The following is a 22,166-nucleotide window of genomic DNA, read 5'->3' as shown; positions in this document are numbered from 1 at the left end:
GCGCGGCCTGCCTTGCTCGCAGCTGAGCGAAGGATCAGGCGGACGCTCGCGGGCGAAACTCAACTGGCTCTGGCATCGGCCTAGACGAATCACCGCCACTTGCTGAGTTTCATTAACGCGAATAGCCCAGCATAGCACGCTCCAGGAAGTCAGCCGCATCACGGCCGAAGCTGGCCAAGCCCTTGAGCTCCAGTTCGAAGAACAAGGCATTGTTCTTTTCGCCTTCGCGATTCCGCACATAGTGGCGACTCAACACGCGCACCGCGATGCAGCAGTCTTGCCACTCGAAACCGCCAAATGCCTCCAGCGTTGACCGATCGAGCAGGGAATAGTTCCAGCGTCCGACCAATCGCCACTGCCCCTGAATCGGCACGATAAAGGAACCGTCGAGCTGTTCCAGTTCGGTTCGACGATAGCGGTAGCTGAGGTTGGCCAGGGCGCCGTTATCGCCGCGCCAGCTCAGCCGCGTGCCGGAAACCGTGGTGCGATCGATCTGCGGATTCCACTGATAACCCAGACCCAGGCGCCAGTGCTGATTGAATACCAAGTCGGCAGTGGCGATGTAGTCGGAGCCGTCAGCATCGCTGCGGTAGCTCGGCTGGCTGCTGTTGGGAAGGGTGACCCGGCGGTCGTCGAAGTAGCGGATCTGGCCCAGGCTGAGCGCCAGACGCTCGCGGCCATTGGCCTGCTCAAACCAGCGGCTGGTCACAGCAATGGTGAGCTGGTCGGCATCGCCCTGGCGATCGGCCCCGCTGAAACGATTGGTTCGGAACAGAGAGTCGTAGCCGAAGGTCAGCTCGTCGGTATCGAACAGCGGAATATCGGTCTGGTCCTCATACGGGACGTGCAGATAGTAAAGTCGCGGCTGCAGCGTGTTCAGCATCGCGGTGCCGAACAGGTCGGTGTCGCGTTCGAAGTTCAGCGCCGCATCGAGGCTGGCAATCGCCGTGCTGCGGGTCGGTGAGCGGTCGTCGAACACCCGGCCGCTGGCGAAGCCACAGTCGGGAGTCTCCTCGCAGCGCCAGCCTCGGTCCAGCGAGTAGCCGGTGTGGCGCCAGGCCAGACGTGGCTTGAGGTAGCCGAAAGCGCGTTCCAGCGGCAACTCCAGCCACGGCTGCAGATCGTAGCGGCTAGCCCCTGGGCGGTCGTTGACGCTGCCGCCGTCAAACTCATGCTCGAAGCGCACAGCCTCAAGATCGGCGCCGTAGTGCAGCCCGCTGGTCCAGCGATTGAGGGAATAGCGGGCGCGCGGTAGCTGCCGGTACGGCGCGCTGCGGTCGGAGATGATCGGGTCGGTGACTTCCCAGTCACGTGCCTCAAGACTGGCCTGCCAGCCAATGCCGCGGCCGAACAGGCCGGCCTGACTTTGCAGCAGACTGGTGGCGCGGGTGCTCAGCGAGTCGCCAAAATCCTCGAAATAGCGATCGTCCGAGACATGATTGAGGTCGGCGTTGAAGGCCCAGTGTGGGCTATAGCGGTCGCTGTGGCGGATGCGCAGCGAGCCACGATCGCGGCCGGTCAGGTCGTCATCGGGCAGCCAGTCGCCATCGATCTGACTGCTGCTGGATTCGCCCAGGTGGCGCAGCTCCAGCCCCAACATCGCACCGCGGCGACCGAGAATGCGCGGGGTCAGGGTGGCGTCGTAGTTCGGCGCCAGATTGAGGTAGATCGGCTGGCGGATGTCGATGCCGGTGTCGTCGGCATAGCCGATGCTGGGGTAGAGCAGACCGGTCTTGCGATCGTCATTGAGGGGAAAACGCGCGTAGGGCAGCCACAGCACCGGCACCGAACCAATCCGCAGGCTGGCATTGCGCGCCACGCCGACACCATTCTGGTGGTCGAGCTTGAGAGACTTGGCGCGCAACAACCACTGCTGGTCGTCGGAATTGCAGGTGGTGTAGCTCAGCATGTCCAGCACGCTGGTCTCACCCTCGCGGCGCAGGCGCTCGGCCTGGCCATTGCCGCGCAGACCAATCAGGCGGTAATCGACCTGCTCCAGCTCGGTGCGCTCAGCATTCAGATTGCCCGAGGCACGCCCGGCCTGCAGTGCGACCGATGCATCCTGCAGCTGCACCTGACCTTCGGCGCTGAAATCCGAGCTTGAGTGCCGGTACTCGGCGCGGTCGGCGCGCAGCCGCTGGCCCGCTTGAGTCAGTTCGACATCGCCCTCGGCGCGGTACAGATCCTTGCCGCTGACATCAAAGCGCTCAGCATTCAGGCTGGGCGGCTCAGCATCGGCGGGCAGGGAGGTTTCCCAGGGAAAACTGATTCGCGGCCCGCACAACTGCCAGTCAGTGGGCGCTTCCGCGGCCATCACACTGGGACTTGCGAGCAGAGCTGCGATCAGCCAGGCCAGACGCTTGCCGACCAGGTCTCGGCACCCGCCGGGGGCGGCGAGCGAGACGGGCGGGCAATGGGTGTGCAACGCCGACGAGGCGGCAGGCGTGGAGCAGGGCATGGTGGTCATAGGCGCGCAAGCTTGCCGCAAGCGTCGTGATACGGCAATTGCGATCGCAGGCCGGCGCGCCTGCGGCAGCGCCTGGCCTGGCATTGGCGCGCCGCTCGCAGCAAGCAGTGCAGTACTCAATCGCGCTTCTTCAGCCTGGGTTTGCGTTTCGGCGCGGCCGCGGCGGGCGCCGCTTTGGTCGCTGCGGGCTTGCCTCGCTGGGAGCTCAATTTCGGCTTGGAACGCGAGCTGCCGGCAGCTTGCGTCTTGCTGCCGGTCTTGGCCAGCACGGATTCCAGCTCGCTCAGCGCCTCGCCGGTGTAGGTGGCCACGCGCTGCATGTGCGGCAGGCTGTCGCGGCAACCGGTGAAGCCGAAATTGAGGTGGCCGTCATAACTCTGGCAGGTAATGTTCAGGGCCTGACCGTGGGTCACCAGGGATACCGGGTACGACGCCTCCATCTTGGCGCCGCGGAAATACAGCGGCTTGTCCGGGCCCGGCACGTTCGAGATGGTGATGTTGAACATCGGCCGCGTGCGGCCGCCGACACCGGTCAGCAGCGAGGCCATGTACGGCGTCATCAGCAACAAGGTGTATTGCATCATGGCCTGCCGCGGCAGGCTCTGAACATGCTCTTTCGCCCGTCGCGTGGAAGCGCGGATGGCGTCCAGACGTTCCAGCGGGTCGGCAATGTCGGTGCCCAGGGTGGAAATGATGAAGGTAATGGCATTGCCGGAGTCATCGTCGTCGGAGGGGCGCACCGAGACCGGAATGCCCGCAGTCAAGGGCTTGTCCGGCAGCTCTCCGAGTTCATCCAAGAAGCGGCGCAGCGCGGCCCCACACAGGCACAGCACGACATCGTTCAAGGTGCAGTCGGCGGCTTTGGCCAGCGATTTCAGTCGTTCCAGCTCAAAACGCTGGGTAGCAAACCGGCGCGGGCCGCGAATTCGCCCGTTAAGTGCCGACACTGGAGCCTCAAACGGAATCCGCAGCACATCATTCTTGTTGCGCACCGCGCTGAACATGGTGCCGAAGGCGCGGGCAATGTCCGGCACGGTGCCGGCCTGGCCCTTGACCATTTCGATCAGGCCGGCGGCGGCCTGGGCCACGGTGGCGACCGGGTCTTCCTGCCGGGTCTTGCGCTTCTTCGGTTTGGCTGGCTTGTGCTCTGGCTTGATGGTCCAGAACGGAGCGAACTTCATGCTCGCTTTGGGGTCGTCCGACATCGCCCTAACAAGTAGCTTCACCCCTCCAATGCCATCCATCAACGAGTGGTGAACCTTGGTGTACAAGGCGAAGCGACCGCCTTCCAGTCCTTCGATCAGCTCGACTTCCCACGGCGGTCGGGTCAGGTCAAGCGGTTGGCTATGCAGGCGGGCGATCAGCTGACCGAGCTCGCGCTCGCCGCCCGGTGCGGGTAGTGCTGAGTGGTGCACGTGGTGCTCGAGGTCGATCTCGTCGACCTCTTCCCAGACCGGCACCAGGCCTTTGAACTTGGGCGATTTCAGGCGTCGGTTCCAGGGCGGCTGCACCGCGGAGGCGGAGCGGAAGTCGGCCATGATCTTCTTGATGAAATCGGGCGCGGCGCCGTCGGGCAGGCTGAAAGGCATCAAGGCGCCGACGTGCATCGGTGTCTCGTGCGACTCGACCAGCAGCCAGGAGGCATCCAGAAGGTTCAAGGTGCGGTTCGCCATCCGTCATTCCTTATCGTAGAGATCCCCTCAACCGTTCTGACTGTAGCAGGTTACTCGGGCGGGATTGCGCCGGATAAGGCGGCCAAAGGGCGGGGAGGTTTGATCGGGCTGTGCGACCCGCCAACAGCCGCTTGCCGAAGTCTCTCTACACGCCGCCGCGTCAATCGAGTCGCGTATGATCGAGCGGCAGCTCTTTGGCATCGTGCGAGCTGCGGCTTGCAGTGGCGAATGGCAGGAGCCCGCCGATGAAGGCAGTTCGCGTCGAACCGTGCTGTGCTCACCCTCGGCCTGCCGAGGCGCGGCGCGCTTGAGGTTCGCGACCGTCCTCCACGGCAGAGCACTGGGGCGCCGCTTGAACAGCGCCGCGCGGCGGCCCCTGGTCGCCCTGTTCATGCTGCTTCTCGCCCTGTCCTCGGGCCCGGCTCTTGCTGCGGAAGCTGTCATGGTTTCGGCTGAACTCGAAGACCAGCCGATCGTGCAGCAGGCCGCAATTTTCCGCACTGACGGCCAGGCTATCGACGCCAAATCCCTGCTCACTGCCGAGGATCCGATGTCCTTCGCGCTGAGCATGGGAGCGCAGCCGGGGGCGCCCAATGCCGGCTACAGTCGGCAGGTTTCCTGGCTGGTAGTGGAGCTTTCGAATCCAGCCTCGACACCGCTGGCGCGCTATGTGGTGCTGCGCCGCGGGGCCAAACATCAGGTTGATGCGATGCTTGCCACCGACGCTGCGCAAGGCTTCAGTCGGCTGTCCCAGCGGCCGGCGTCGCGCCATTACGTTGCCCCGATGAGCATTGCAGCCGGCGACCGGGTTCGCTTGCTGCTGCGGGTGGAATCCTTCACCGGCTTGTCCCTCGATCTGCATCTGTGGTCGGAATCGAAACTGCAACGTGAGGCCTTGCTGGCCAACTGGCTGCTGGGCAGCATGCACGGGGCGCAGTTCGTGCTGGGCCTGTACATGCTGTTCCTGTTCAGTGGCAGCCGGGATCTGCGCTACCTGCTGACCGCCGCTACCGCCATGTGCAATGCGGTGTACCAGTCGCATTTCGAAGGCACGGCGTTTGCGGCGGTGTGGGGTACGGCCGATCTTTCCGTCTCGGCCTTGAGTTTCCTGATGGGCGGAGTCGCCAGCGCCTGCAACCTCGCGCTGTTGCGGGCCATGATCGCAAGCCGGCGGTGGCTGCCGCGCATCGACCGCTATTTCCTCTTTCCTGCGGTGCTCGCTTTCCTGTGTCTGGCGCTGAGCTGGAGTGTGGCGCCGGTGGCGGTGAACAGGATCAATGCCTTGCTGCACATGGTCAGCGGCCTGATGATTCTTGCTGCCGTTGCGACCGTGTACCTGCGTGGCCAGGTGCGCATCAAGTCTTACTTGATCGGCGTACTGCTCAACCTGCTGGTGTTGTTGTTCTTCGTCGGCAAACAGGCCGGCTGGGTCAGCGACAATCCGGCCTTCGACTGGCTGCTGCCGCTGATCAGTCTGGTTGCAACGATCTTGTTTTCGGTCGCCGTCGCTGAGCGCTTTCGTTCCGAGCTGGAGGCCAATCGCCAAGCCATTCAACGCAATGAAGCTCGGTTGAGCGACATGGTGGAGGCGCGCACCGCTGAGCTGTCCACAGCCAAGGAAACCGCTGAGAAAGCGCTGCTGCACCTGATCGATACGCAAAAGCAGTTGGTTCAATCGGCCAAGCTGGCCTCGCTGGGCCAGCTGGTAGCCGGAGTTGCCCACGAGATCAATACGCCGGTCGGTGTTGCCCTGACTGCCAGTTCCCACCTCAGCGCGGCCACGCGCGAGGCGCGTGCCGAGCTGCAGCAGGCGACGATGACCAAGACCGGGCTGAATCGATATTTCGAGCTGGCGCAGGAGTCCAGCGGCATGATCGAGCGCAATCTCGATCGTGCCGCGCGTCTGGTGCAAAGCTTCAAGCAAGTATCGGTGGATCGTTCGAATGACCTGGCGCGCGAGATCGACCTGCGTCAGTTCATCGACGAATTGCTGGCCAGTTCGGCCAGCCTGTGGCGTGGGCGCCCGATCGAAGTGAATGCCGATGTCCCCGACGAGTTGCACGTGTTGACCTACCCGGGGTCGCTTGGCCAGGTGTTGATCAATCTGCTGCAGAATGCCTTGATTCACGGACTGGCAGCATCCAGTGCCGGCGTGATTACCGTGTCGGCCCGGCGTCGCGCGCAGGGTGGCGTGCTGCTTGAATGCCACGACAATGGCGAGGGCATCCGAGCCGAGCATCTATCGCAGATCTTCGAGCCATTCTTCACCACGCGTCGCAATCGTGGCGGTACCGGGCTGGGCTTGCATATCGTCCATAATCTGGTGACACACAAGCTATGCGGCGAGATTCGGGTTGAAAGTGAGCCGGGCAAAGGCACCCGGGTGCAAATCGAGTTGCCCGATCGGGTCGATATCGACTCCGAATAGAATGGCCGCGTACGGCGGAGTTGAGTTTGCGGTGGAACGACAAGTTGTTTGGCGCTGAGCATCTGGCGCTGCGTGACTCCATGGGAGCGGATTGATGAGCAAGACCGAGGAACAATGGAAGGCGGAGCTGACGCCTGAACAATATGCTGTGTGCCGCTGCTCGGCCACCGAGCGGGCGTTCACCGGCAAGTACTGGGATCACAAGGCTGATGGCCATTACCTCTGCGTGGCCTGCCACGCCGAGCTGTTCGACTCGACGCACAAGTACGATTCCGGTTCGGGCTGGCCAAGCTATTGGCAGCCGTTGAACAAGGCCGCGGTCAGCGAACACTTCGATGAAAGCCATGGCATGCGGCGAGTGGAAGTGCGCTGTGCCCGCTGCGACAGTCATCTCGGGCATGTGTTTCCGGACGGCCCGAAGCCCACCGGCCTGCGCTACTGCATCAATTCGGCGGCGCTGGAGTTTCGCTCGCGTGACCAGGTCGATTGAGTGTGGCAAACCGAGCTGAGTGCGGGGCAGTCCCATGAATGCGCTGGATCTGATCCAGCTTGGCCTGGTATTCCTGCTCGGACTGGCCTGCGAAACCCTGGGCCGCCGTACCCGCCTGCCCAAGGTGACTCTGCTGCTGCTACTCGGCCTCGTGCTCGGGCCGCAGGGCATGGCGCTGATCGAGCAAAGCTGGCTGAAGCATTTCGAGCTGATCGCCGCACTGGCCTTGACCATGGTCGGATTCCTGCTTGGCGGCAAGCTGGTCGGCCTGACCGGGCAAGGCGCTGCGGGTCTGGCGTTGCGTCATTCCCTGATGATCAGCGTGGTGACTTTCGTTGTGGTGGGGGTCGGACTCTGGTTGATCGGCGTGCCGCCCTTGTTGGCATCGCTGCTGGCCAGCGTCGCCTTGGCCACTGATCCCGCGGCGGTGCTCGACGTCAGTCGTGAGCATGGCGGTCAGTCCTATTTTGGTCGCATGCTGCTGGGCATCGTTGCCCTGGATGATGCCTGGGGACTGTTGATCTTTTCGGCCGTCCTGGTGGTGCTGAGTGCGCTGTTTCTGCCCAGCGCCGAGTTCGGTTCACTGTTCCATGTACTGCGCGATCTGGGTGGGTCCTTGCTGCTCGGGCTGGCGCTTGGTTTTCCGCTCAGCGCCATCACCGGGCGGATCAAGAAAGGCGAGGCCACCACCATCGAAGCAATTGCCGTGGTCTTGCTGTGTTGCGGTCTCAGTCTTTACCTGCAGGTGTCCTTCATCCTGACCGCAATGGTGATGGGCTATGTGATCGCCCGTTTCGCCAGGCACCATCAGCAGAGCTTTCATGAGATCGAACACCTCGAATGGCCGCTATTGCTGCTGTTCTTCATCATGGTGGGCGCCAGCTTTCAGCTCAATGGTCTGGCCACCTTGGGAGTGATCGGCCTGGGCTATGTGGGCCTTCGTGTGCTGGGGCGCTGGCTCGGTGGATTGCTTTGCCTGGGCGATCAGCGCCTTGGGCCAAGTTCGCGGCGTTGGCTGGGGCTGGCCTTGCTGCCGCAGGCCGGGGTGGCGATCGGCGTTGCTCTGTTGGCGGCCCAGCGCTTTCCCGACCAACGCTCTAAGTTGTTGCCGGTGGTGATGGCGGCCGTGGTGCTATTCGAGCTGGTTGGTCCGGTCATCACCCGTCTGGCGATGCGTCGCTCACAGTCGGCCGGCTGAACGCAAGAAACCGGGCCGCTTCAAACTGGTCCAGCTAATCCGTACAATATTAGTACGAATTAGCCCGCAGCCCGACTGCCAGCCATGTTTCGAATCAGCAAGCTCACCGACTACGCCACCGCCGTGCTCACTTTGCTGGCCCAGAAGCCGGCCGACGTGCACAGCGCTTCGGAACTGGCCCAACGCGCCCACCTGGAGTTGCCGACGGTCAGCAAGTTGTTGAAAACCTTGGCCGGAGCCGGGCTGGTCCAGAGCTTTCGTGGCGCCAATGGCGGTTACCGCCTGGCTCGGTCGGCTGAGCAGATCAGCGTCGCCGAGATCATCGCTGCGATGGAGGGACCGATCGGGGTGACCGAATGCAGCGTGGATGCTGGCATCTGCGATCACGAACCGCACTGTGGCGTGAGTGGAAACTGGCGCCGGATCAGCGATGTGGTGGAACAGGCGCTGCGCGGAATTCGTTTGTCTGACATGTGCCGGTCGGCCGAAACGCCAAGCCGGCACCCGCACCTGATCCCGAGCCAGCTTGCCGATGGATGATTGCAATGGCCACTGAAAACCTTGAAATCGAAGCTGCCTTGTCGCGCCGCTACAGCGCCGGCTTTGTTACCGATATCGAATCCGACTACCTGCCCCCGGGCCTTAACGAGGACGTTGTGCGCTGGATATCTGCGCGCAAGAACGAGCCCGAATGGATGACCGAGTGGCGCCTGGGTGCCTATCGGCGCTGGCTGAAGATGACACCGCCGGACTGGGCCAAGCTGAGACTGTCGCCGATTGACTATCAGGCGATCAGCTACTTCGCTGCGCCGAAGGAAAAGTACAAGTCGTTGGACGAGGTTGATCCGAAGCTGCTGGAAACCTATGAAAAGCTCGGCGTGCCCCTGCATGAGCGGGCCAAGCTGGCTGGCGTAGCGGTGGATGCGGTGTTCGATTCGGTATCGGTCGGCACCACCTTCAAGAAGGAGCTGGCCGAAGCCGGAGTCATTTTCTGCAGCTTCTCAGAAGCGGTGCAGGAGCATCCCGAATTGGTCCGGCAATACCTGGGCACGGTGGTTCCGCAGGGTGACAACTACTTTGCGGCCTTGAATTCGGCGGTGTTTTCCGATGGCAGTTTTGTATTCATACCCAAGGGCACGCGTTGCCCGATGGAACTTAGCACCTACTTCCGCATCAATGCTGCCGAGACCGGGCAGTTCGAGCGCACTCTGATCATTGCCGAGGAAGGCAGCTACGTCAGTTACCTGGAAGGCTGCACGGCGCCAATGCGCGACGAGAACCAGCTGCATGCTGCGGTGGTGGAACTGGTGGCTCTGGACCGTGCCGAGATCAAGTACAGCACGGTGCAGAACTGGTACCCGGGCGATGAGGAAGGCCGCGGCGGTATCTACAATTTCGTCACCAAGCGCGGCGAGTGCCGCGGCGTGAAGTCGAAGATCAGCTGGACCCAGGTCGAAACCGGCTCGGCCATCACCTGGAAGTACCCCAGCTGCGTGCTGCTCGGCGATGACAGCGTCGGCGAGTTCTACTCGGTGGCTCTGACACACCACTGTCAGCAGGCCGATACCGGCACCAAGATGATTCACGTCGGCAAGAACACCAAGAGCAAGATCATCAGCAAGGGCATCAGCGCAGGTCGCGGGCAGAACAGCTATCGTGGCCTGGTGCGGGTGGAGAAGAGTGCTGAGAACGCGCGCAACTACACCCAGTGTGACTCGTTGCTGATCGGCAAGCGCTGTGGTGCGCACACCTTTCCGTACATCGAGGTCAAGCACCCCAGCGCCACTGTCGAGCACGAGGCGACAACCTCGAAGATTTCCGAGGACCAGTTGTTCTACTGCCTGTCACGTGGCATCGGTGAAGAGGATGCCGTCTCCATGATCGTCGATGGCTTCTGCAAGCAGGTGTTCCGTGAGCTTCCGATGGAATTCGCTGTTGAAGCGAAGAAGTTGCTGGAAGTCAGTCTGGAGGGCGCGGTCGGATGAGTACGGTCGATTGGGTCGCCAGCACTGGCGTCTCTGTGCTACTGCTGGCTTTCTTTCTCAACCAGATCGGCCGGCTGGGCGATCACTCGCCAACCTTCCTGTGGATGAACTTCATTGGCGCCGGCATCGCCAGCTTCGCCGCCTGGCTGGGCGGGATCATTCCGTTTGTGGTCCTGGAAGGCGTGTGGTGCCTGGTGGCCGGCTGGGGCTTGTTGCGGCTGGCCGGACGACGCAAGGCGGTGGGGGCGTGAGTCGCTCACTGGCAACCGCCCACACGGTCTTCCCCTGCGGCGCTTTGCGCCGCAAGAGGAGTGGGCCGCTGCCCGGCTTTCGTAGGGTGGGCGTGTCGCCCACCCAACCAAACGTTAAGCATGGTGGGCCACAGGCCCACCCTACAGCTTGCGGCCGGTTGGACCGCAAGGGGAGGGGTGGACAGCTGCCCGGCTTTCGTAGGGTGGGCGTATCGCCCACCGTCCTGTCATTTCATGGTGGGCCACAGGCCCACCCTACAACAGCGTTTTGAGCGCGCGTAGAGTCAAACATCATGCTGAAAATTTCTGATCTCCACGTCCGGCTGGGCGAGCGTGACATCCTCAAGGGTCTGAATCTCGACGTTAAAGCGGGCGAGGTACATGCCATCATGGGGCCGAATGGCGCTGGCAAGAGCACGCTGGGTTATTTACTGAGCGGGCGCGAAGGCTATGAGGCGGCCGGTGGTCAGGTCGAGTTCGATGGTCAGGACCTGCTGGCCATGGAGCCCGAACAGCGCGCGGCGGCTGGCGTGTTCCTGGCCTTCCAGTACCCGGTGGAGATTCCCGGCGTCAACAACACTTATTTCTTGCGCGCGGCCTACAACGCGCAGCGCAAGGCGCGCGGCGAGAGTGAACTTGACTCGATGCAGTTTCTTAAGCGCGTGCGCGAGAAACTCTCGGTGCTGCACCTGAAGGATGAGCTCTTGCATCGCGGTGTCAACGAAGGGTTCTCAGGCGGTGAGAAGAAGCGCAACGAGATCTTTCAGCTAGCGGTGCTGGAGCCCAGACTGGCCATTCTGGATGAGACCGATTCCGGGCTGGATATTGATGCGCTGAAAGCGGTGGCCGATGGCGTGAATACGCTGCGCTCGCCGGATCGTGCCTTCGTTGTGATCACCCACTATCAACGCCTGCTCGAATACATCAAGCCTGATGTGGTGCACGTGCTGGCCGAGGGCCGGATTGTCGAAACCGGCGGGCCGGAGCTGGCCTTGCAACTAGAACAACATGGCTATGCCTGGTTGCGCGACCGGGTGGCCCCGAGCGCGGCATGAGTGTGGCCATGAGCGAGCTGATTGAATCCTTCCGCACCGCCCACGGCGGATTACCAAGCCAGCCGCAGGCCTTGGTTGGCCTGCGGCAGTCGGCGCTGGACGCGCTGATCGATGCCGGTCTGCCCGGCCCGCGCAGTGAAGCCTGGAAATACACGTCCCTGCGTGCGCTGGCGCGGCATCGATTTCAACCGGCGGCAGAAGCCCTGGCCGATGCGGAACTGCGCGCCCTGGTCGAAAACATTCCTGGGCCACGCGCAGTCTTCGTCAATGGGCGATTCAACGATGCGTTGAGTGCGCTGGAGGGCTTGCCCGAGAGCTTTGAAGCTCGCTCGATGGCCGCCGCGCTGCAGGCCGGCGATGCCGATGCAGTGGGTGCTTTTGCCCGCCCAAGCGTCGATGGCAGCGCCGTGTTTGCGCTGGCCAACTCGGCCTTGGCGATCGATGGGCTGCTATTGAAGCTGGCGCCCGGCAGCCAGCATAGCCAACCGATTCATCTGGTGCAGATCAGTGACAGTCGTGTCGTGCCGGTGACAACCACCGGGCCGGCGGCGGGCATTGCCTGGCATCTTCGCCACCAGTTTGTACTGGGCGAAGGGGCCGAGGCTTGCCTGGTGCAGCATGAGCTCAGCCTGGGCCAGGGGCTGGCCTTGGGCACCACGGTTTGCCAGCTTGATTTGGCCAGGTCTGCGGCTTTCCAGCAGATACGCTTGCAGCAGTTGGGTGCCGGTTGTTCGCACTTCTTGCGCGATGACGTGACCCAGCGTGGCGAATCGCGTTATCGGCGGCTTGATCTGGAACTGGGGCAGGGCCTGTCACGGCATGAACTCGGGGTTCAGTTGGCCGACGCCGGTGCGGTGTTGCAGGCCGATGGTGTGCTGCTCGGCACTGGCAGCGCGCATTGTGACACTCGACTGGGCATCGTGCATGCGGCTGGCGATACGCGTTGCGATCTGACCTGGCGCGGCCTCAGCCGCGATCGCTCGCGGGTAGCCTTCCATGGCGGCATCACCATCGACGCCGGTGCCGACGGCAGCGAAGCGATGCTGTCGAACAAGAATCTGTTGCTGTCCGAGCACGCCGAAGTCGATACCCAGCCGGTGCTGGTGATTCACGCCGACGAAGTAAAGGCCGCGCATGGCGCGACGGTGGGTCGGCTCGATCCGACCGCACTGTTCTATCTACGCTCGCGTGGCCTGCCGGTCGAGCAGGCGCGGCGTCTGCTTACCGCAGCGTTTTGTCGCGAGCTGTTGGCCCAGGTCGACAATGAAACTCTGCGACAAGACTTGATCGATCGGCTGGACGCCGCCTTGGCTCGGGAGGATCTGCCGTGAGCAAAGACTGGCAGGCCATCCGCAATGAGTTTCCGCTACTCAGCCGCAGCGTGCATGGCAAGCCGCTGATCTATCTCGACTCTGCCAATACCGCGCAGAAGCCGGCGGCGGTGATCGAGGCGGTCGATGAGTTCTATCGTCTGCATAACGCCAACGTCAGTCGCGCCGTGCACGCGCTTGGTACCGAGGCAACTGAAGCTTACGAGGGCGCACGCGGCAAGCTGGCGCGCTTTCTCGGTGTTCAGAGCGATGATCTGGTGCTGTGCAGTGGCACCACCATGGCGATCAACCTGGTCGCTTACAGTTTCGCCCTGCCGCGGCTGCAGCCGGGCGATCAGATCCTGATCAGCCGGATGGAGCACCACGCCAATATCGTGCCCTGGCAGCTGGTTGCCGAGCGCAGTGGCGCCAGCGTGGTGCCGGTGGAGATCTTCGAGTCGGGTGAACTCGATCTCGATGACCTGCAGCGCAAGTTGCAGGGCCCGGCGAAGATCCTCGCCCTGACTCATGTGTCCAATGTACTGGGCACGGTGAACCCGATCCGTGAAGTGTGTCGGCTGGCGCGCAAACACGGTGTGGTGACGGTGATCGATGGTTCACAGGCGGCACCGCACCGGCCGGTCGATATCGCCAGTCTGGGTTGCGATTTTTATGCCATCACCGGCCACAAGATGTGTGGCCCCACCGGCACCGGCGCCTTGTGGGCGCGCCAGGAGCATTGGCAGGCGATGCCGCCGTTTATCGGCGGCGGCGAGATGATCAAGGAGGTGCGTTTTGAGCGCACCGTATTCAATGACCCGCCGCACAAGTTCGAGGCCGGCACGCCGAATATCGCCGGCTTTATTGGCCTGGGCGCCGCCGTCGATTGGCTGAGCGCGATCGGCATGAGCGAGATCGAACAACGCGAGCGCGAGTTGCTCGAATACGCCACCGCCAGATTCGATGCCATATCGGGCCTGCGGGTGTACGGCCGAGCCGCAGAGAAGGCCGCCATTCTGAGCTTTCTGATCGAAGGCGCACACGCCCACGACCTGGCTACCTTGCTCGACCTGGAAGGCGTGGCCCTGCGTTCGGGCCACCACTGTGCGCATCCATTGATGCACTATTTTGGTGTGCCGGCCACCTGTCGGGCGTCCTTGGCGTTCTGGAATACCGAGGACGAAATCGACCGGGCGGTGGCCGCCATCGATAAAGTCAGAACCATGCTGGCCTGAGCCGGCAAGCCGGAGTGCCGAATGTCGACCATTGCAAGCCATAGCGAAGCCTTGAGTTATCGCGCTGCCACCGAGGCTGATATCGAGGCCCTGGTACCCCTGGTCACCAGCGCTTATCGCGGCGAGGCCAGTCGTCAGGGCTGGACCACCGAGGCAGACATCCTCGATGGCAACCGGATCGATCCCGAAGTGCTGCGGGGAGACATCCTGCGGCCACGCTCACAAGTGCTGATTGCCGAACGCGGCGGCGACATGCTGGCCTGCGCCCATGTCTGTGACGAAGAGGGTGTCGGCTACTTCGGTATGTTCGCGGTCAAGCCAACCTTGCAAGGCAGCGGTGTCGGCCGCGCGGTGCTGGCCGAGGCCGAGCGGCTGGCTCGCGAGGAATGGGGGCTATCGATCATGCGCATGACGGTGATCGATCTGCGCGAGGAGCTGATCGCCTGGTACGAACGCCGGGGCTATCGTCGCACCGGCATCAAGAAGCCGTTCCCGGCCACCGACCCGCGCTTTGGTCTGCCCAAGCGTGATGACCTGCGCTTCGAGGTGTTGGAGAAGACCCTGTGAGTGAATCCGTGGCCCAGGAGTGGCAAGACGTCTGCGCCAGCCAGGATATCCTGCCCGGTGAGATGCAGGTGCACTGGGTCGGCGATACGCCGGTCTGTCTGATCAACTATGAGGGCGATCTGTACGCGCTGGAAGACCGCTGCAGTCACGAAGATTTCGAACTCTCACAGGGCGAATTCGACCCGCTGGCCGGCACCGTCGAATGCGTGCTGCACGGCGCCAAGTTCGATGTCACCAATGGTCACCCGCTGTGCGCCCCGGCCTATCGCTCGGTGCTGCGCTTTGCGGTGAAGCGCGAGAACGGCCGGGTGTGGGTGGGCAAGACGCCGCTGTAACCCGTTGACGGCTGCTAGCGCGCTGGCTCGCCACAGATTGAGTGCAGGGGCCAGGGCCCAGGGAATGCCGGCGCCCTTGAGCAAGCGGCCAATCAGTGGTCCACTGATGCTCTGAATCGCGGAATGGATGCCAGTGATGCACGTGCCGCAAGCCCGTCTGGATGGCGCCCGACTGTCGCTCAACTGGGGCTATTTGCAGGCCATTGCGCGTGGCCAGAGTGCGATCGATCTGCGCGGCATGGCCCTGCGCGACGGCGAGGATGCGCGGCGTTTTGCTTCCGAGTATGGATTCGATCTTGATGATCCGCTGCACCGCAGCTGGATTCGCCGTGTGCATCGCGAGGCTCTGGACTTCATCCGTAGTCAGCTGCTCGATTCGGCCAGCTGCGATCTGATTCCCAGCGAGATCGCCAATCCGGTGGATGAGGTCGATCTGCTGGTGCATGCCTCACGCTATTCGAAGAGCCGCAGCACCCGGCGCCTGTGGAGTTGCGCCGTGCTGAAGGTGATGCACGCGCTGTTCTACATCGACAACAACATCAAGTTGCGCCATTTCGACGCAATCAGACAGCAGGTGTTTGAGTCCTTCGAACAGGTCGTGCTGCGCGATGGCGAGGCCGCCTTCCTCAGCGACGGTGAAATCTGCCTGCCTCTGTTGCACTACGAGAAGAAGAGCAACAAGAGCCGCCACAGCATCTTGCTCAAGCTGCTGCAGAAGCCCTCCTATGTGGCCGAAGACATCCACGATCATCTCGGTGTGCGGATGGTGTTTGAGACACGCACCGAATGCTTGCTGGCCCTGCGCGTACTGCAGCGGGCGCAGCTGCTGTCGGCGATCAATATCGAATCGCACCGGGTGCGCAACAACCTGATCGATCTGGATGTGGCGCGCGAAGTGTTTGCCCACCATCGGCAACAAATGGAGCAATCGCAAGGCTACCCGCTTGAACTGTTGAAGCGGATGGATGCGCAATTGATCGAGCGATCAGAGGCGGCCGAGCGCCAGGACAATCCGCACAGCAGCTCGGGCTACCGTAGCGTTCAGCTCACCGTGCGGCGCATGATTCATCTGCCCGACGCCGGGCTCAGCATGGATGCCGACTGGGTCGATCGAGAAGGTGGGGCCGATCGGCGCCGCCATGGCGAGATGAGTTTTTACTTCAACTACGAAATTCAGATGATGGACCGGCAGAGTTATCAGGCCTCGACCTCAGGGCCGGCCAGCCATGGCGCCTACAAGCAGCGGCAGATCGCCACTGCCCGCAAGCGTGTGCTGGGTGCCGAACTCGAGTATTGGGTTGCTCGTCAGGTTCAGGCTTCACCCTCAGACTCTGGCACATAGCCCTGAGGCCTGTCCGCGCCCTCGCCGAACAGGAACTTCTCCATTTCGCTGGCCAGAAAGGCGCGTGCCTTGGGGTCCATCGGCGAAATGCGGTTCTCATTGATCAACATCGTCTGGTGCGCCAGCCATTCCTGCCAGGCCGGTTTGCCGATTTCATTGAACACCCGTTGGCCCAGCGGACCCGGCCAGGGCACGAAGTCAAGGCCCTCGGCATCCTTTTGCTGCTTCTTGCAAAACACGGTTCGACTCATGGTGGAACTCCTGGTTTCAAGGCGAATTATTGATTCGGCAACTTGAAGTTTGAACATCCTGTTCAAACATCAAGTCCCGCGCGTCGACCCGGCCAATAAAACATCAATTGGCCGGGTCAATAAGATGGGTGGCGACCAGACGCCGAATCGGTGCCGGCAGGCCAAGCTTGGCGATGTCGCCGCGGCTACACCAGCGCATGCCGCTGAAGCACGCTGTTTCGGAATAGTCCCCGCTGCGTTCGTTGACGCGATGCGGAACTCGGGCGACCCGCGGCCGCAGTTGCAGATGATAGTGGCTGAAGCTGTGATCAACAGCAGGCAGCTCGGATTCAAGCGCGCGTGCACCGAACTGCAGCAGAAACGCATCGGCGGCGTCGAGGTCGGAGAACTCCGGCAGACTCCACAGGCCATTCCACACACCTGGGCCGTCGCGACGCTGCAGCAGCAGGTGTTGGTCGGCATCCTGCAATAGCACCACCACGCAATGGCGTCGCGGCAGCTCGCGCTTGGGGCGCGCGGTGGGGACCTCGGCGACGCGCGATTGAGCGAACGCCAGGCAGTCAGAGCGGAATGGGCAATGGCCGCAGTCAGGCCGGCTTCGGCGGCACAAGGTGGCGCCGAAATCCATGATGGCCTGCGTATAGTCGGCTGGCCGGATGTCGCCCATCAGGGCTTCGGCGACCTGCCAGAGTTGCTTTTCCACAGCCGGCAGGCCGGGCCATTGTTCGATCGCCAACAGTCGGCACAGCACACGTTTGACATTGCCATCGAGAATCGCCGCCGGGCGATCGAAGGCCTGCGACAGGATCGCCGCCGCGGTGGAGCGACCAATGCCGGGCAGACTGCACAGTGCGTCGATATCGTCGGGCAAACGCCCTGCATGCTCCTCCACACAGCGTTGCGCTGCCGCATGCAGATTGCGTGCGCGGCTGTAGTAGCCGAGCCCCGCCCACAGTGCCAGCACATCATCACGTTGAGCGGCGGCCAGGCAGGGCAGATCGGGAAAACGCGCGACGAAGCGCTGGAAATAGGGCACCACGGTGGCGACCTGGGTTTGCTGCAGCATGATCTCCGACAGCCACACCCGGTAAGGCGTGCGCGGATGCTGCCAGGGCAGGTCGTGGCGGCCATGCTGATCGAACCAGGTCAGCAGGCGATCGGCAAACCGCGGGCGCAGATGGTTGAGGCCGTCCGTCATGGCTTGTTCTTTGCCTTAGCCTTGGTAGGGTCGGATGCCGGTTCTGCCTCGATCGCTTCGATCCGCAGCCCTTGCAGCTGCTGGCCTTTCAGCTGCAGCGAGCGAAGCTCGGCATGGATGTCGATCGGCGGCGGCAGCCCTGCGTTGCGCTGTTCGCGCCACCAGTGCTGCAATTCAGGCAACGCAGCGCTGAGGCGCAGGCTGCGATTCGGCCCGCTCAGAGCCAGTGTCATGCGTGCTGCGGGCCGGCTGGCGTAGTTCAGACTTGCTCGCTCAGGTTCGACCTGACTTAGCGCATCATTCCACTCCTGCTCGCTGAGCAGGGGCAGTGGATCGCCCATTTGTTGGCCCAGTAGTTGGCCCAGCATGGCGCTGCGAGAAGGCCAATCGCCGGGCCAATGGCCGAGCTCGATCTCGAAGACAAACTCGCTCTGCAAGGCCGGGTCGATTCTTAACTGGCCGCTCGAACGCAGCACATCACCGTCGGCGTCTTGCAGCGCCCAGGTCATGGCATTCAGCCTGAGATCGCCGTCAGCGGTGCCGAGTTCGGCCTCTGCCCGCAGGGAAAACGGCAAGCTGAGAGCGTCGGCATGGTGCAGTCGTCCATCGAGTCGTAGATGATTGATCACGGCATCGGCCAGCGGCTCGAGCTCAGCGCTGTCAACTTGCAAGGTTTGATCCTGGAAGGTCACTCGCAGGTCGCGAAGCTCGATGTAGCGGAAGGTCGGGATCACCCACGGGCGTGGTGGGCCGGCCTCATCGCTGCCGGCCATAGGGGCGGATTGAGCGAACGCCGGCCAGTCAAGCTCAATCTGGCTGGCGCGAATCTCCTCGACCTGCCAGTCCTGCCACAAGGCCTGCAGTGGAACTCGGATGCGCAGTTCGCCGACGCTGGCAAGCGGCTGCGCGACAGCGGGATGGCTGACCCGCAGCTGATCGATGCTGAGCTGTATTCCCGGCCACAGATGCAGCTTGGCTGGCCGTTCGCTGCGCAGCTGCAGTCCGGTTTCGGCTTCCGCCCGAGCGAGCAACCAGGCACCCAGGCGGGCAGGGTCAAGCAAGTAGTTAAGGGCGGCCAATGCCGTGGCACTGACGACGATCAGTCCGAGCAGCCAGCGCACCCAGCGTGACTGGCGTCGGTGACTCGCTGAACCGGTGGAGCCGGAGGCTCTCGGCATACTCGAAGCGCTTAGCCGGCGACGTCCAACAGATGGTCGGGAAGCAGGGCGCCGACGAAGGCATCGGCGTCGAAGCTACGCAGATCGTGCACCTTCTCGCCCAGACCGACGAATCGAATCGGTATGCCGAATTCGCGCGCCAGGGCGAAGATCACGCCGCCTTTGGCACTGCCGTCGAGCTTGGTGACCACCAGACCGGTAACTGCCACGGCCTTGCTGAATTGCCGCACTTGATGCACCGCGTTCTGACCGGTGGTGCCGTCAATCACCAGTAACACCTCGTGCGGCGCTCCCGCATCGAGCTTGCCCAGTACCCGCTTCACCTTGGCCAATTCGTCCATCAGGCCGGCCTGCGTATGCAAGCGGCCGGCGGTGTCGGCGATCAGGATGTCGGCCTGGCGCGATTGCGCGGCCTGCATGGCATTGAAGATTACCGCCGCAGAATCTGCCCCCTGGCCCTGGGCAATCACCGGCACCTGATTGCGTTCGCCCCACTGCTGCAGTTGCTCGACTGCGGCGGCGCGAAAAGTGTCACCGGCAGCCAGGATGACCGACTTGCGCTCATCGGCAAAGCGCCGCGCCAGCTTGCCGATGGTGGTGGTCTTGCCGACGCCATTGACGCCGACGGTGAGAATCACGAAGGGCTTCTGGCCAGACTCGATGTTCAGTGGCGAGCTGACGCCCTGCAGCATGCTGACCAATTTGGCGCGCAGGTGTTCAACCAGGGCGGCGGCACTGGTGATCGCTTTGCGGTCGACCGCCCGGCGCAGTTCGGCCATCACTTCTTCGCTGGCAGCGACGCCGACGTCGGCGGTCAGCAAGCAGGTCTCGATATCGTCGAGCAGGTTGGCATCGATCGGGGTTTCACGGCGGATCAGGCCACCCAGGCTGCGCGCCAGGGCGCTGCCGGCCAGGCGTTCGCGCCAACTGGCCGGTCGCGACGCCGCGTCTGTCGCGGCGGCCTCGGGCGAGATGGGGTCGGTTTGCGGCGGAGCGGCCGCAGCCGCCTGCGCGTCGGGTTGGGCAGGTTTCTTCTTGAACAGGTTGAACATCGGGCGATCGGAAGACCGAGCTAGAATTCGCGCATGGTAGCACTCAGAGTTCGAATCCTCGGTGTCTCGGCAGGCGCAATCGATGGCTGAACCACGCGGCCGTGGTCAATCGAGGGGCCGGTCGGGCGCCAGCCCCGGCAGCATCCGCATCATCGGCGGCAGTCTGCGCGGCAGCCGTCTGCCGGTGCCTGACCGGCCTGGTTTGCGGCCGAGTTCCGATCGGGTGCGCGAAACCTTGTTCAACTGGCTGCAGCACGAAATCGTTGGCGCCCGGGTGGCTGATCTATTCGCCGGCACCGGCTGTCTGGCGCTGGAAGCGCTGTCGCGGGGGGCTGTCAGTGCCGTGGCCATCGAGCGCGATCCGGGCCTGGCCGAGCAATTGCGCGCGCAGGCGACCCGGCTCGGGGTGGCCGAGCGGCTGGAGGTGCGTTGCGCCGACGCCACCCAGGTTCAGCCTGACGCCCTGGCTGATATCGTGTTCGTCGACCCGCCGTTTCAGGCCGGCCTCTGGCAGGGCGCCCTGCAGGCAGCGCAGCGTTGGTTGAAGCCGCGTGGCTGGGTGTACCTGGAATCTCCACCCGATTGCCCGCTGCAGACCGGCGCCGATTGGCGCCTGCATCGCGAAGGCCGCACTCGCGATGTGCGATTTGCGCTGTATCAGCTTGATTCTGCTGCCGCTCAGCTGGCTGACTGAGGGCAGTGCGCAGGCACCACAGGCTGCTACACTCCGACTTTTGACATCCGGCCACGAGGTTCGATCGCGCATGGGTTCCAACGCGCCGCAACGGGTAGCGATCTATCCCGGTACCTTTGATCCGATCACCAACGGCCATGCCGATCTGGTGGCACGCGCAGCGCCCTTGTTCGAGCGCATCGTGGTGGGCGTCGCACGCAGTGCCGGCAAGAGTCCCGGGTTTTCCCTGGACGAGCGCGTCGAGCTGGCCCGACTGGCGCTGGCCGGCATCCCCAACCTTGAGGTCAAGGGCTTCGACACCCTGCTGGCCGATTTCGTGCAGAAAGAGGGCGCCGGGGTCTTGCTGCGTGGGCTGCGCGCCGTGTCCGATTTCGAATACGAGTTTCAGCTGGCCAGCATGAATCGCCACCTGATTCCCAGAGTGGAAACCCTGTTCCTGACGCCGGCCGAGCAATGGAGTTTCATTTCCAGTTCACTGGTGCGGGAGATCGCCCGTCTGGGCGGCGATGTTTCCGGCTTTGTGCATCCCGCTGTGTTTGAGGCGCTCAGGCGCAAGCGCGGAGACGAGTAGAGCGGTGGCCGATGGGGGCCACTGTGGCAGCAATTTCAACCCGATGAAGGTAGGACCTAGATGAATTCGATGATCAAGAGTGCAGCACTGGGCTTCATGCTGGTGGGTCTGGTGGCCTGCGGCAAGCAGGATGAAGGTAAGGGCAAGCAGGAAGCCGCGCCGGTGGCGTTGGAAGTGCCGACCTCGACCAGCGATCAGGATTGGAAGCTGTATCTCAGCGGCGTGGTCAAACAGCACATGAAGGGAGTTCGTTCCAGCCCGTACATGTACTACCTGCCGTCGGCCACCGTCGAAGACTTCGAAGATCAATACGTCCGTCAGCTCGACAACGTGGTCGGCGTGGTGATGCGTACCGTGACCCCGGGCAACATGCTGGCGTTTGGTTCGCCGGAATCGAGTCGCATGGCTGATATGGTGATCGAGTCGTTCAAGGAGGCGCAGGCCGGTTCGTTCAAGGGCGTCAAGGTGCTGCTGGTCGGCAAGCGCGAAGACGAGCAGCGGGTGCGCGAGGCATTGGCACCGAGCGAAGCCGAGTTCATTTTTGTGCCGATCGACTGACGGCAGCGCTTGCTACAGGTGCGCCTTGGGCGCACCAAGCAGCACGCGGCACTTGGCAAGGATCGGATAAGGATGCGTCCAGCAGGCTGCTGAGACTGCTTTCAGCGGCCTGTTAAGGTGCGCCAAGGATGGCGTGCCTAGCCCGGATATTTCATGAGGTCGCGCCGAAAGATCCGGCAATTCCAAGCGGGGCGAGGGTTTCGATCGATGGTGTTGAGATAACAGAGTGTTCGCGATCTTTCGGCGCTGGCACGGCCCTCATTCGGCCGCTGCGCGGCTACGCAGGGCATTCGCCCTGAGGTCCTTTGCGCCGATTGCCGCGTTGTTC

At 63.0% G+C, this 22,166-nt stretch carries 21 protein-coding genes; 15 read left to right on the top strand and 6 right to left on the bottom strand.

Annotation, left to right across the window (positions count from 1 at the left end; all coding sequences use genetic code 11):
• Nucleotides 1–112: 112 nt before the first annotated feature.
• Both lptD and IFO71_RS09360 read right to left on the bottom strand, forming a co-directional pair.
• The gene (gene lptD / locus IFO71_RS09365; RefSeq protein ID WP_192029373.1) at nucleotides 113–2,467 is read right to left on the bottom strand and encodes an LPS assembly protein LptD; all 2,355 of its coding nucleotides are present in this window, start codon (nucleotides 2,465–2,467) and stop codon (nucleotides 113–115) included.
• A 116-nt stretch (nucleotides 2,468–2,583) separates the two neighbouring features.
• Entirely contained in the window at nucleotides 2,584–4,140 is a 1,557-nt protein-coding gene (locus tag IFO71_RS09360; RefSeq protein WP_192029372.1) for a WS/DGAT/MGAT family O-acyltransferase, read from the bottom strand.
• Nucleotides 4,141–4,582: 442 nt separating this feature from the next.
• On the opposite strand from IFO71_RS09360, the gene IFO71_RS09355 reads away from it, so the two are divergent.
• From IFO71_RS09355 to IFO71_RS09300, 12 genes are all read left to right on the top strand, one after another.
• The gene (locus IFO71_RS09355; protein WP_192029371.1) at nucleotides 4,583–6,568 is read left to right on the top strand and encodes a sensor histidine kinase; all 1,986 of its coding nucleotides are present in this window, start codon (nucleotides 4,583–4,585) and stop codon (nucleotides 6,566–6,568) included.
• Between the two features lie 94 nt (nucleotides 6,569–6,662).
• Nucleotides 6,663–7,058 carry a peptide-methionine (R)-S-oxide reductase MsrB gene (gene msrB, locus IFO71_RS09350; protein ID WP_192029370.1) on the top strand — a complete coding sequence of 132 codons (396 nt, stop codon included), beginning with the start codon at nucleotides 6,663–6,665 and terminating at the stop codon, nucleotides 7,056–7,058.
• A 34-nt stretch (nucleotides 7,059–7,092) separates the two neighbouring features.
• Nucleotides 7,093–8,256 carry a cation:proton antiporter gene (locus IFO71_RS09345; protein WP_192029369.1) on the top strand — a complete coding sequence of 388 codons (1,164 nt, stop codon included), beginning with the start codon at nucleotides 7,093–7,095 and terminating at the stop codon, nucleotides 8,254–8,256.
• Between the two features lie 84 nt (nucleotides 8,257–8,340).
• Nucleotides 8,341–8,796, top strand: a complete 456-nt coding sequence (locus IFO71_RS09340) for an SUF system Fe-S cluster assembly regulator (protein WP_192029368.1) — start codon at nucleotides 8,341–8,343, stop codon at nucleotides 8,794–8,796.
• A 5-nt stretch (nucleotides 8,797–8,801) separates the two neighbouring features.
• Nucleotides 8,802–10,241, top strand: coding sequence for a Fe-S cluster assembly protein SufB (gene sufB, locus IFO71_RS09335; RefSeq protein WP_192029367.1), 1,440 nt, complete (start codon nucleotides 8,802–8,804; stop codon nucleotides 10,239–10,241).
• Nucleotides 10,238–10,492 (top strand): CBU_0592 family membrane protein, encoded by a 255-nt coding sequence (locus IFO71_RS09330; protein ID WP_192029366.1) that lies wholly within the window; start codon nucleotides 10,238–10,240, stop codon nucleotides 10,490–10,492. Before sufB ends, IFO71_RS09330 begins: the two co-directional genes overlap by 4 nt.
• A gap of 293 nt (nucleotides 10,493–10,785) precedes the next feature.
• Nucleotides 10,786–11,547, top strand: a complete 762-nt coding sequence (gene sufC, locus IFO71_RS09325; protein WP_192029365.1) for a Fe-S cluster assembly ATPase SufC — start codon at nucleotides 10,786–10,788, stop codon at nucleotides 11,545–11,547.
• An 8-nt stretch (nucleotides 11,548–11,555) separates the two neighbouring features.
• On the top strand, nucleotides 11,556–12,878 hold the full coding sequence (locus IFO71_RS09320) for a SufB/SufD family protein (RefSeq protein ID WP_192029364.1): 1,323 nt from the start codon (nucleotides 11,556–11,558) through the stop codon (nucleotides 12,876–12,878).
• On the top strand, nucleotides 12,875–14,092 hold the full coding sequence (locus IFO71_RS09315; RefSeq protein ID WP_192029363.1) for a cysteine desulfurase: 1,218 nt from the start codon (nucleotides 12,875–12,877) through the stop codon (nucleotides 14,090–14,092). The genes IFO71_RS09320 and IFO71_RS09315 overlap by 4 nt, the downstream gene beginning before the upstream one ends.
• Nucleotides 14,093–14,113: 21 nt before the next feature.
• Entirely contained in the window at nucleotides 14,114–14,659 is a 546-nt protein-coding gene (locus IFO71_RS09310; protein WP_192029362.1) for a GNAT family N-acetyltransferase, read from the top strand.
• Between the two features lie 8 nt (nucleotides 14,660–14,667).
• The gene (locus IFO71_RS09305; RefSeq protein ID WP_192029429.1) at nucleotides 14,668–14,994 is read left to right on the top strand and encodes a non-heme iron oxygenase ferredoxin subunit; all 327 of its coding nucleotides are present in this window, start codon (nucleotides 14,668–14,670) and stop codon (nucleotides 14,992–14,994) included.
• Between the two features lie 136 nt (nucleotides 14,995–15,130).
• Nucleotides 15,131–16,336, top strand: a complete 1,206-nt coding sequence (locus tag IFO71_RS09300; protein WP_192029361.1) for a TIGR04552 family protein — start codon at nucleotides 15,131–15,133, stop codon at nucleotides 16,334–16,336.
• Here IFO71_RS09300 and IFO71_RS09295 read toward each other — a convergent pair.
• From IFO71_RS09295 to ftsY, 4 genes are all read right to left on the bottom strand, one after another.
• Entirely contained in the window at nucleotides 16,306–16,587 is a 282-nt protein-coding gene (locus tag IFO71_RS09295) for an oxidative damage protection protein (RefSeq protein WP_192029360.1), read from the bottom strand. The genes IFO71_RS09300 and IFO71_RS09295 overlap by 31 nt on opposite strands.
• Before the next feature lie 103 nt (nucleotides 16,588–16,690).
• The gene (gene mutY / locus IFO71_RS09290) at nucleotides 16,691–17,785 is read right to left on the bottom strand and encodes an A/G-specific adenine glycosylase (protein WP_192029359.1); all 1,095 of its coding nucleotides are present in this window, start codon (nucleotides 17,783–17,785) and stop codon (nucleotides 16,691–16,693) included.
• On the bottom strand, nucleotides 17,782–18,963 hold the full coding sequence (locus IFO71_RS09285; protein WP_192029358.1) for an AsmA family protein: 1,182 nt from the start codon (nucleotides 18,961–18,963) through the stop codon (nucleotides 17,782–17,784). The genes mutY and IFO71_RS09285 overlap by 4 nt, the downstream gene beginning before the upstream one ends.
• Nucleotides 18,964–18,974: 11 nt before the next feature.
• Entirely contained in the window at nucleotides 18,975–20,015 is a 1,041-nt protein-coding gene (gene ftsY / locus IFO71_RS09280; protein ID WP_192029357.1) for a signal recognition particle-docking protein FtsY, read from the bottom strand.
• 82 nt (nucleotides 20,016–20,097) lie between these two features.
• Between ftsY and rsmD the strand changes: the two genes are divergently transcribed.
• The 3 genes from rsmD to IFO71_RS09265 all read left to right on the top strand — a co-directional run bounded on the left by rsmD (nucleotide 20,098) and on the right by IFO71_RS09265 (nucleotide 21,838).
• A complete protein-coding gene (gene rsmD, locus IFO71_RS09275) occupies nucleotides 20,098–20,709 on the top strand; it encodes a 16S rRNA (guanine(966)-N(2))-methyltransferase RsmD (protein WP_192029356.1) in 612 nt (203 codons plus the stop codon).
• A 70-nt stretch (nucleotides 20,710–20,779) separates the two neighbouring features.
• Nucleotides 20,780–21,280: a pantetheine-phosphate adenylyltransferase gene (gene coaD, locus IFO71_RS09270; RefSeq protein ID WP_192029355.1), complete on the top strand. Its 501-nt coding sequence runs from the start codon at nucleotides 20,780–20,782 to the stop codon at nucleotides 21,278–21,280.
• Between the two features lie 60 nt (nucleotides 21,281–21,340).
• Nucleotides 21,341–21,838 (top strand): hypothetical protein, encoded by a 498-nt coding sequence (locus IFO71_RS09265; protein ID WP_192029354.1) that lies wholly within the window; start codon nucleotides 21,341–21,343, stop codon nucleotides 21,836–21,838.
• Nucleotides 21,839–22,166: the final 328 nt, after the last annotated feature.

Source organism: Pseudomarimonas arenosa (assembly GCF_014841215.1).
GTDB lineage: Bacteria > Pseudomonadota > Gammaproteobacteria > Xanthomonadales > Xanthomonadaceae > Pseudomarimonas > Pseudomarimonas arenosa.
This window is presented reverse-complemented; position numbering and strand designations above follow the sequence as displayed.

What these genes read in the sequence shown, in the direction of transcription:
- rsmD (WP_192029356.1), top strand. Translation starts at nt 20,098, where the DNA reads ATGGCTGAACCACGCGGCCGTGGTCAATCGAGGGGCCGGTCGGGCGCC.
- ftsY (WP_192029357.1), bottom strand. Translation starts at nt 20,015, where the DNA reads ATGTTCAACCTGTTCAAGAAGAAACCTGCCCAACCCGACGCGCAGGCG.
- IFO71_RS09285 (WP_192029358.1), bottom strand. Translation starts at nt 18,963, where the DNA reads ATGCCGAGAGCCTCCGGCTCCACCGGTTCAGCGAGTCACCGACGCCAG.
- lptD (WP_192029373.1), bottom strand. Translation starts at nt 2,467, where the DNA reads ATGACCACCATGCCCTGCTCCACGCCTGCCGCCTCGTCGGCGTTGCAC.
- msrB (WP_192029370.1), top strand. Translation starts at nt 6,663, where the DNA reads ATGAGCAAGACCGAGGAACAATGGAAGGCGGAGCTGACGCCTGAACAA.
- sufC (WP_192029365.1), top strand. Translation starts at nt 10,786, where the DNA reads ATGCTGAAAATTTCTGATCTCCACGTCCGGCTGGGCGAGCGTGACATC.
- IFO71_RS09360 (WP_192029372.1), bottom strand. Translation starts at nt 4,140, where the DNA reads ATGGCGAACCGCACCTTGAACCTTCTGGATGCCTCCTGGCTGCTGGTC.
- IFO71_RS09340 (WP_192029368.1), top strand. Translation starts at nt 8,341, where the DNA reads ATGTTTCGAATCAGCAAGCTCACCGACTACGCCACCGCCGTGCTCACT.
- IFO71_RS09330 (WP_192029366.1), top strand. Translation starts at nt 10,238, where the DNA reads ATGAGTACGGTCGATTGGGTCGCCAGCACTGGCGTCTCTGTGCTACTG.
- coaD (WP_192029355.1), top strand. Translation starts at nt 20,780, where the DNA reads ATGGGTTCCAACGCGCCGCAACGGGTAGCGATCTATCCCGGTACCTTT.
- IFO71_RS09310 (WP_192029362.1), top strand. Translation starts at nt 14,114, where the DNA reads ATGTCGACCATTGCAAGCCATAGCGAAGCCTTGAGTTATCGCGCTGCC.
- IFO71_RS09345 (WP_192029369.1), top strand. Translation starts at nt 7,093, where the DNA reads ATGAATGCGCTGGATCTGATCCAGCTTGGCCTGGTATTCCTGCTCGGA.
- IFO71_RS09265 (WP_192029354.1), top strand. Translation starts at nt 21,341, where the DNA reads ATGAATTCGATGATCAAGAGTGCAGCACTGGGCTTCATGCTGGTGGGT.
- IFO71_RS09355 (WP_192029371.1), top strand. Translation starts at nt 4,583, where the DNA reads ATGGTTTCGGCTGAACTCGAAGACCAGCCGATCGTGCAGCAGGCCGCA.
- mutY (WP_192029359.1), bottom strand. Translation starts at nt 17,785, where the DNA reads ATGACGGACGGCCTCAACCATCTGCGCCCGCGGTTTGCCGATCGCCTG.
- sufB (WP_192029367.1), top strand. Translation starts at nt 8,802, where the DNA reads ATGGCCACTGAAAACCTTGAAATCGAAGCTGCCTTGTCGCGCCGCTAC.
- IFO71_RS09300 (WP_192029361.1), top strand. Translation starts at nt 15,131, where the DNA reads ATGCACGTGCCGCAAGCCCGTCTGGATGGCGCCCGACTGTCGCTCAAC.
- IFO71_RS09295 (WP_192029360.1), bottom strand. Translation starts at nt 16,587, where the DNA reads ATGAGTCGAACCGTGTTTTGCAAGAAGCAGCAAAAGGATGCCGAGGGC.
- IFO71_RS09320 (WP_192029364.1), top strand. Translation starts at nt 11,556, where the DNA reads ATGAGCGAGCTGATTGAATCCTTCCGCACCGCCCACGGCGGATTACCA.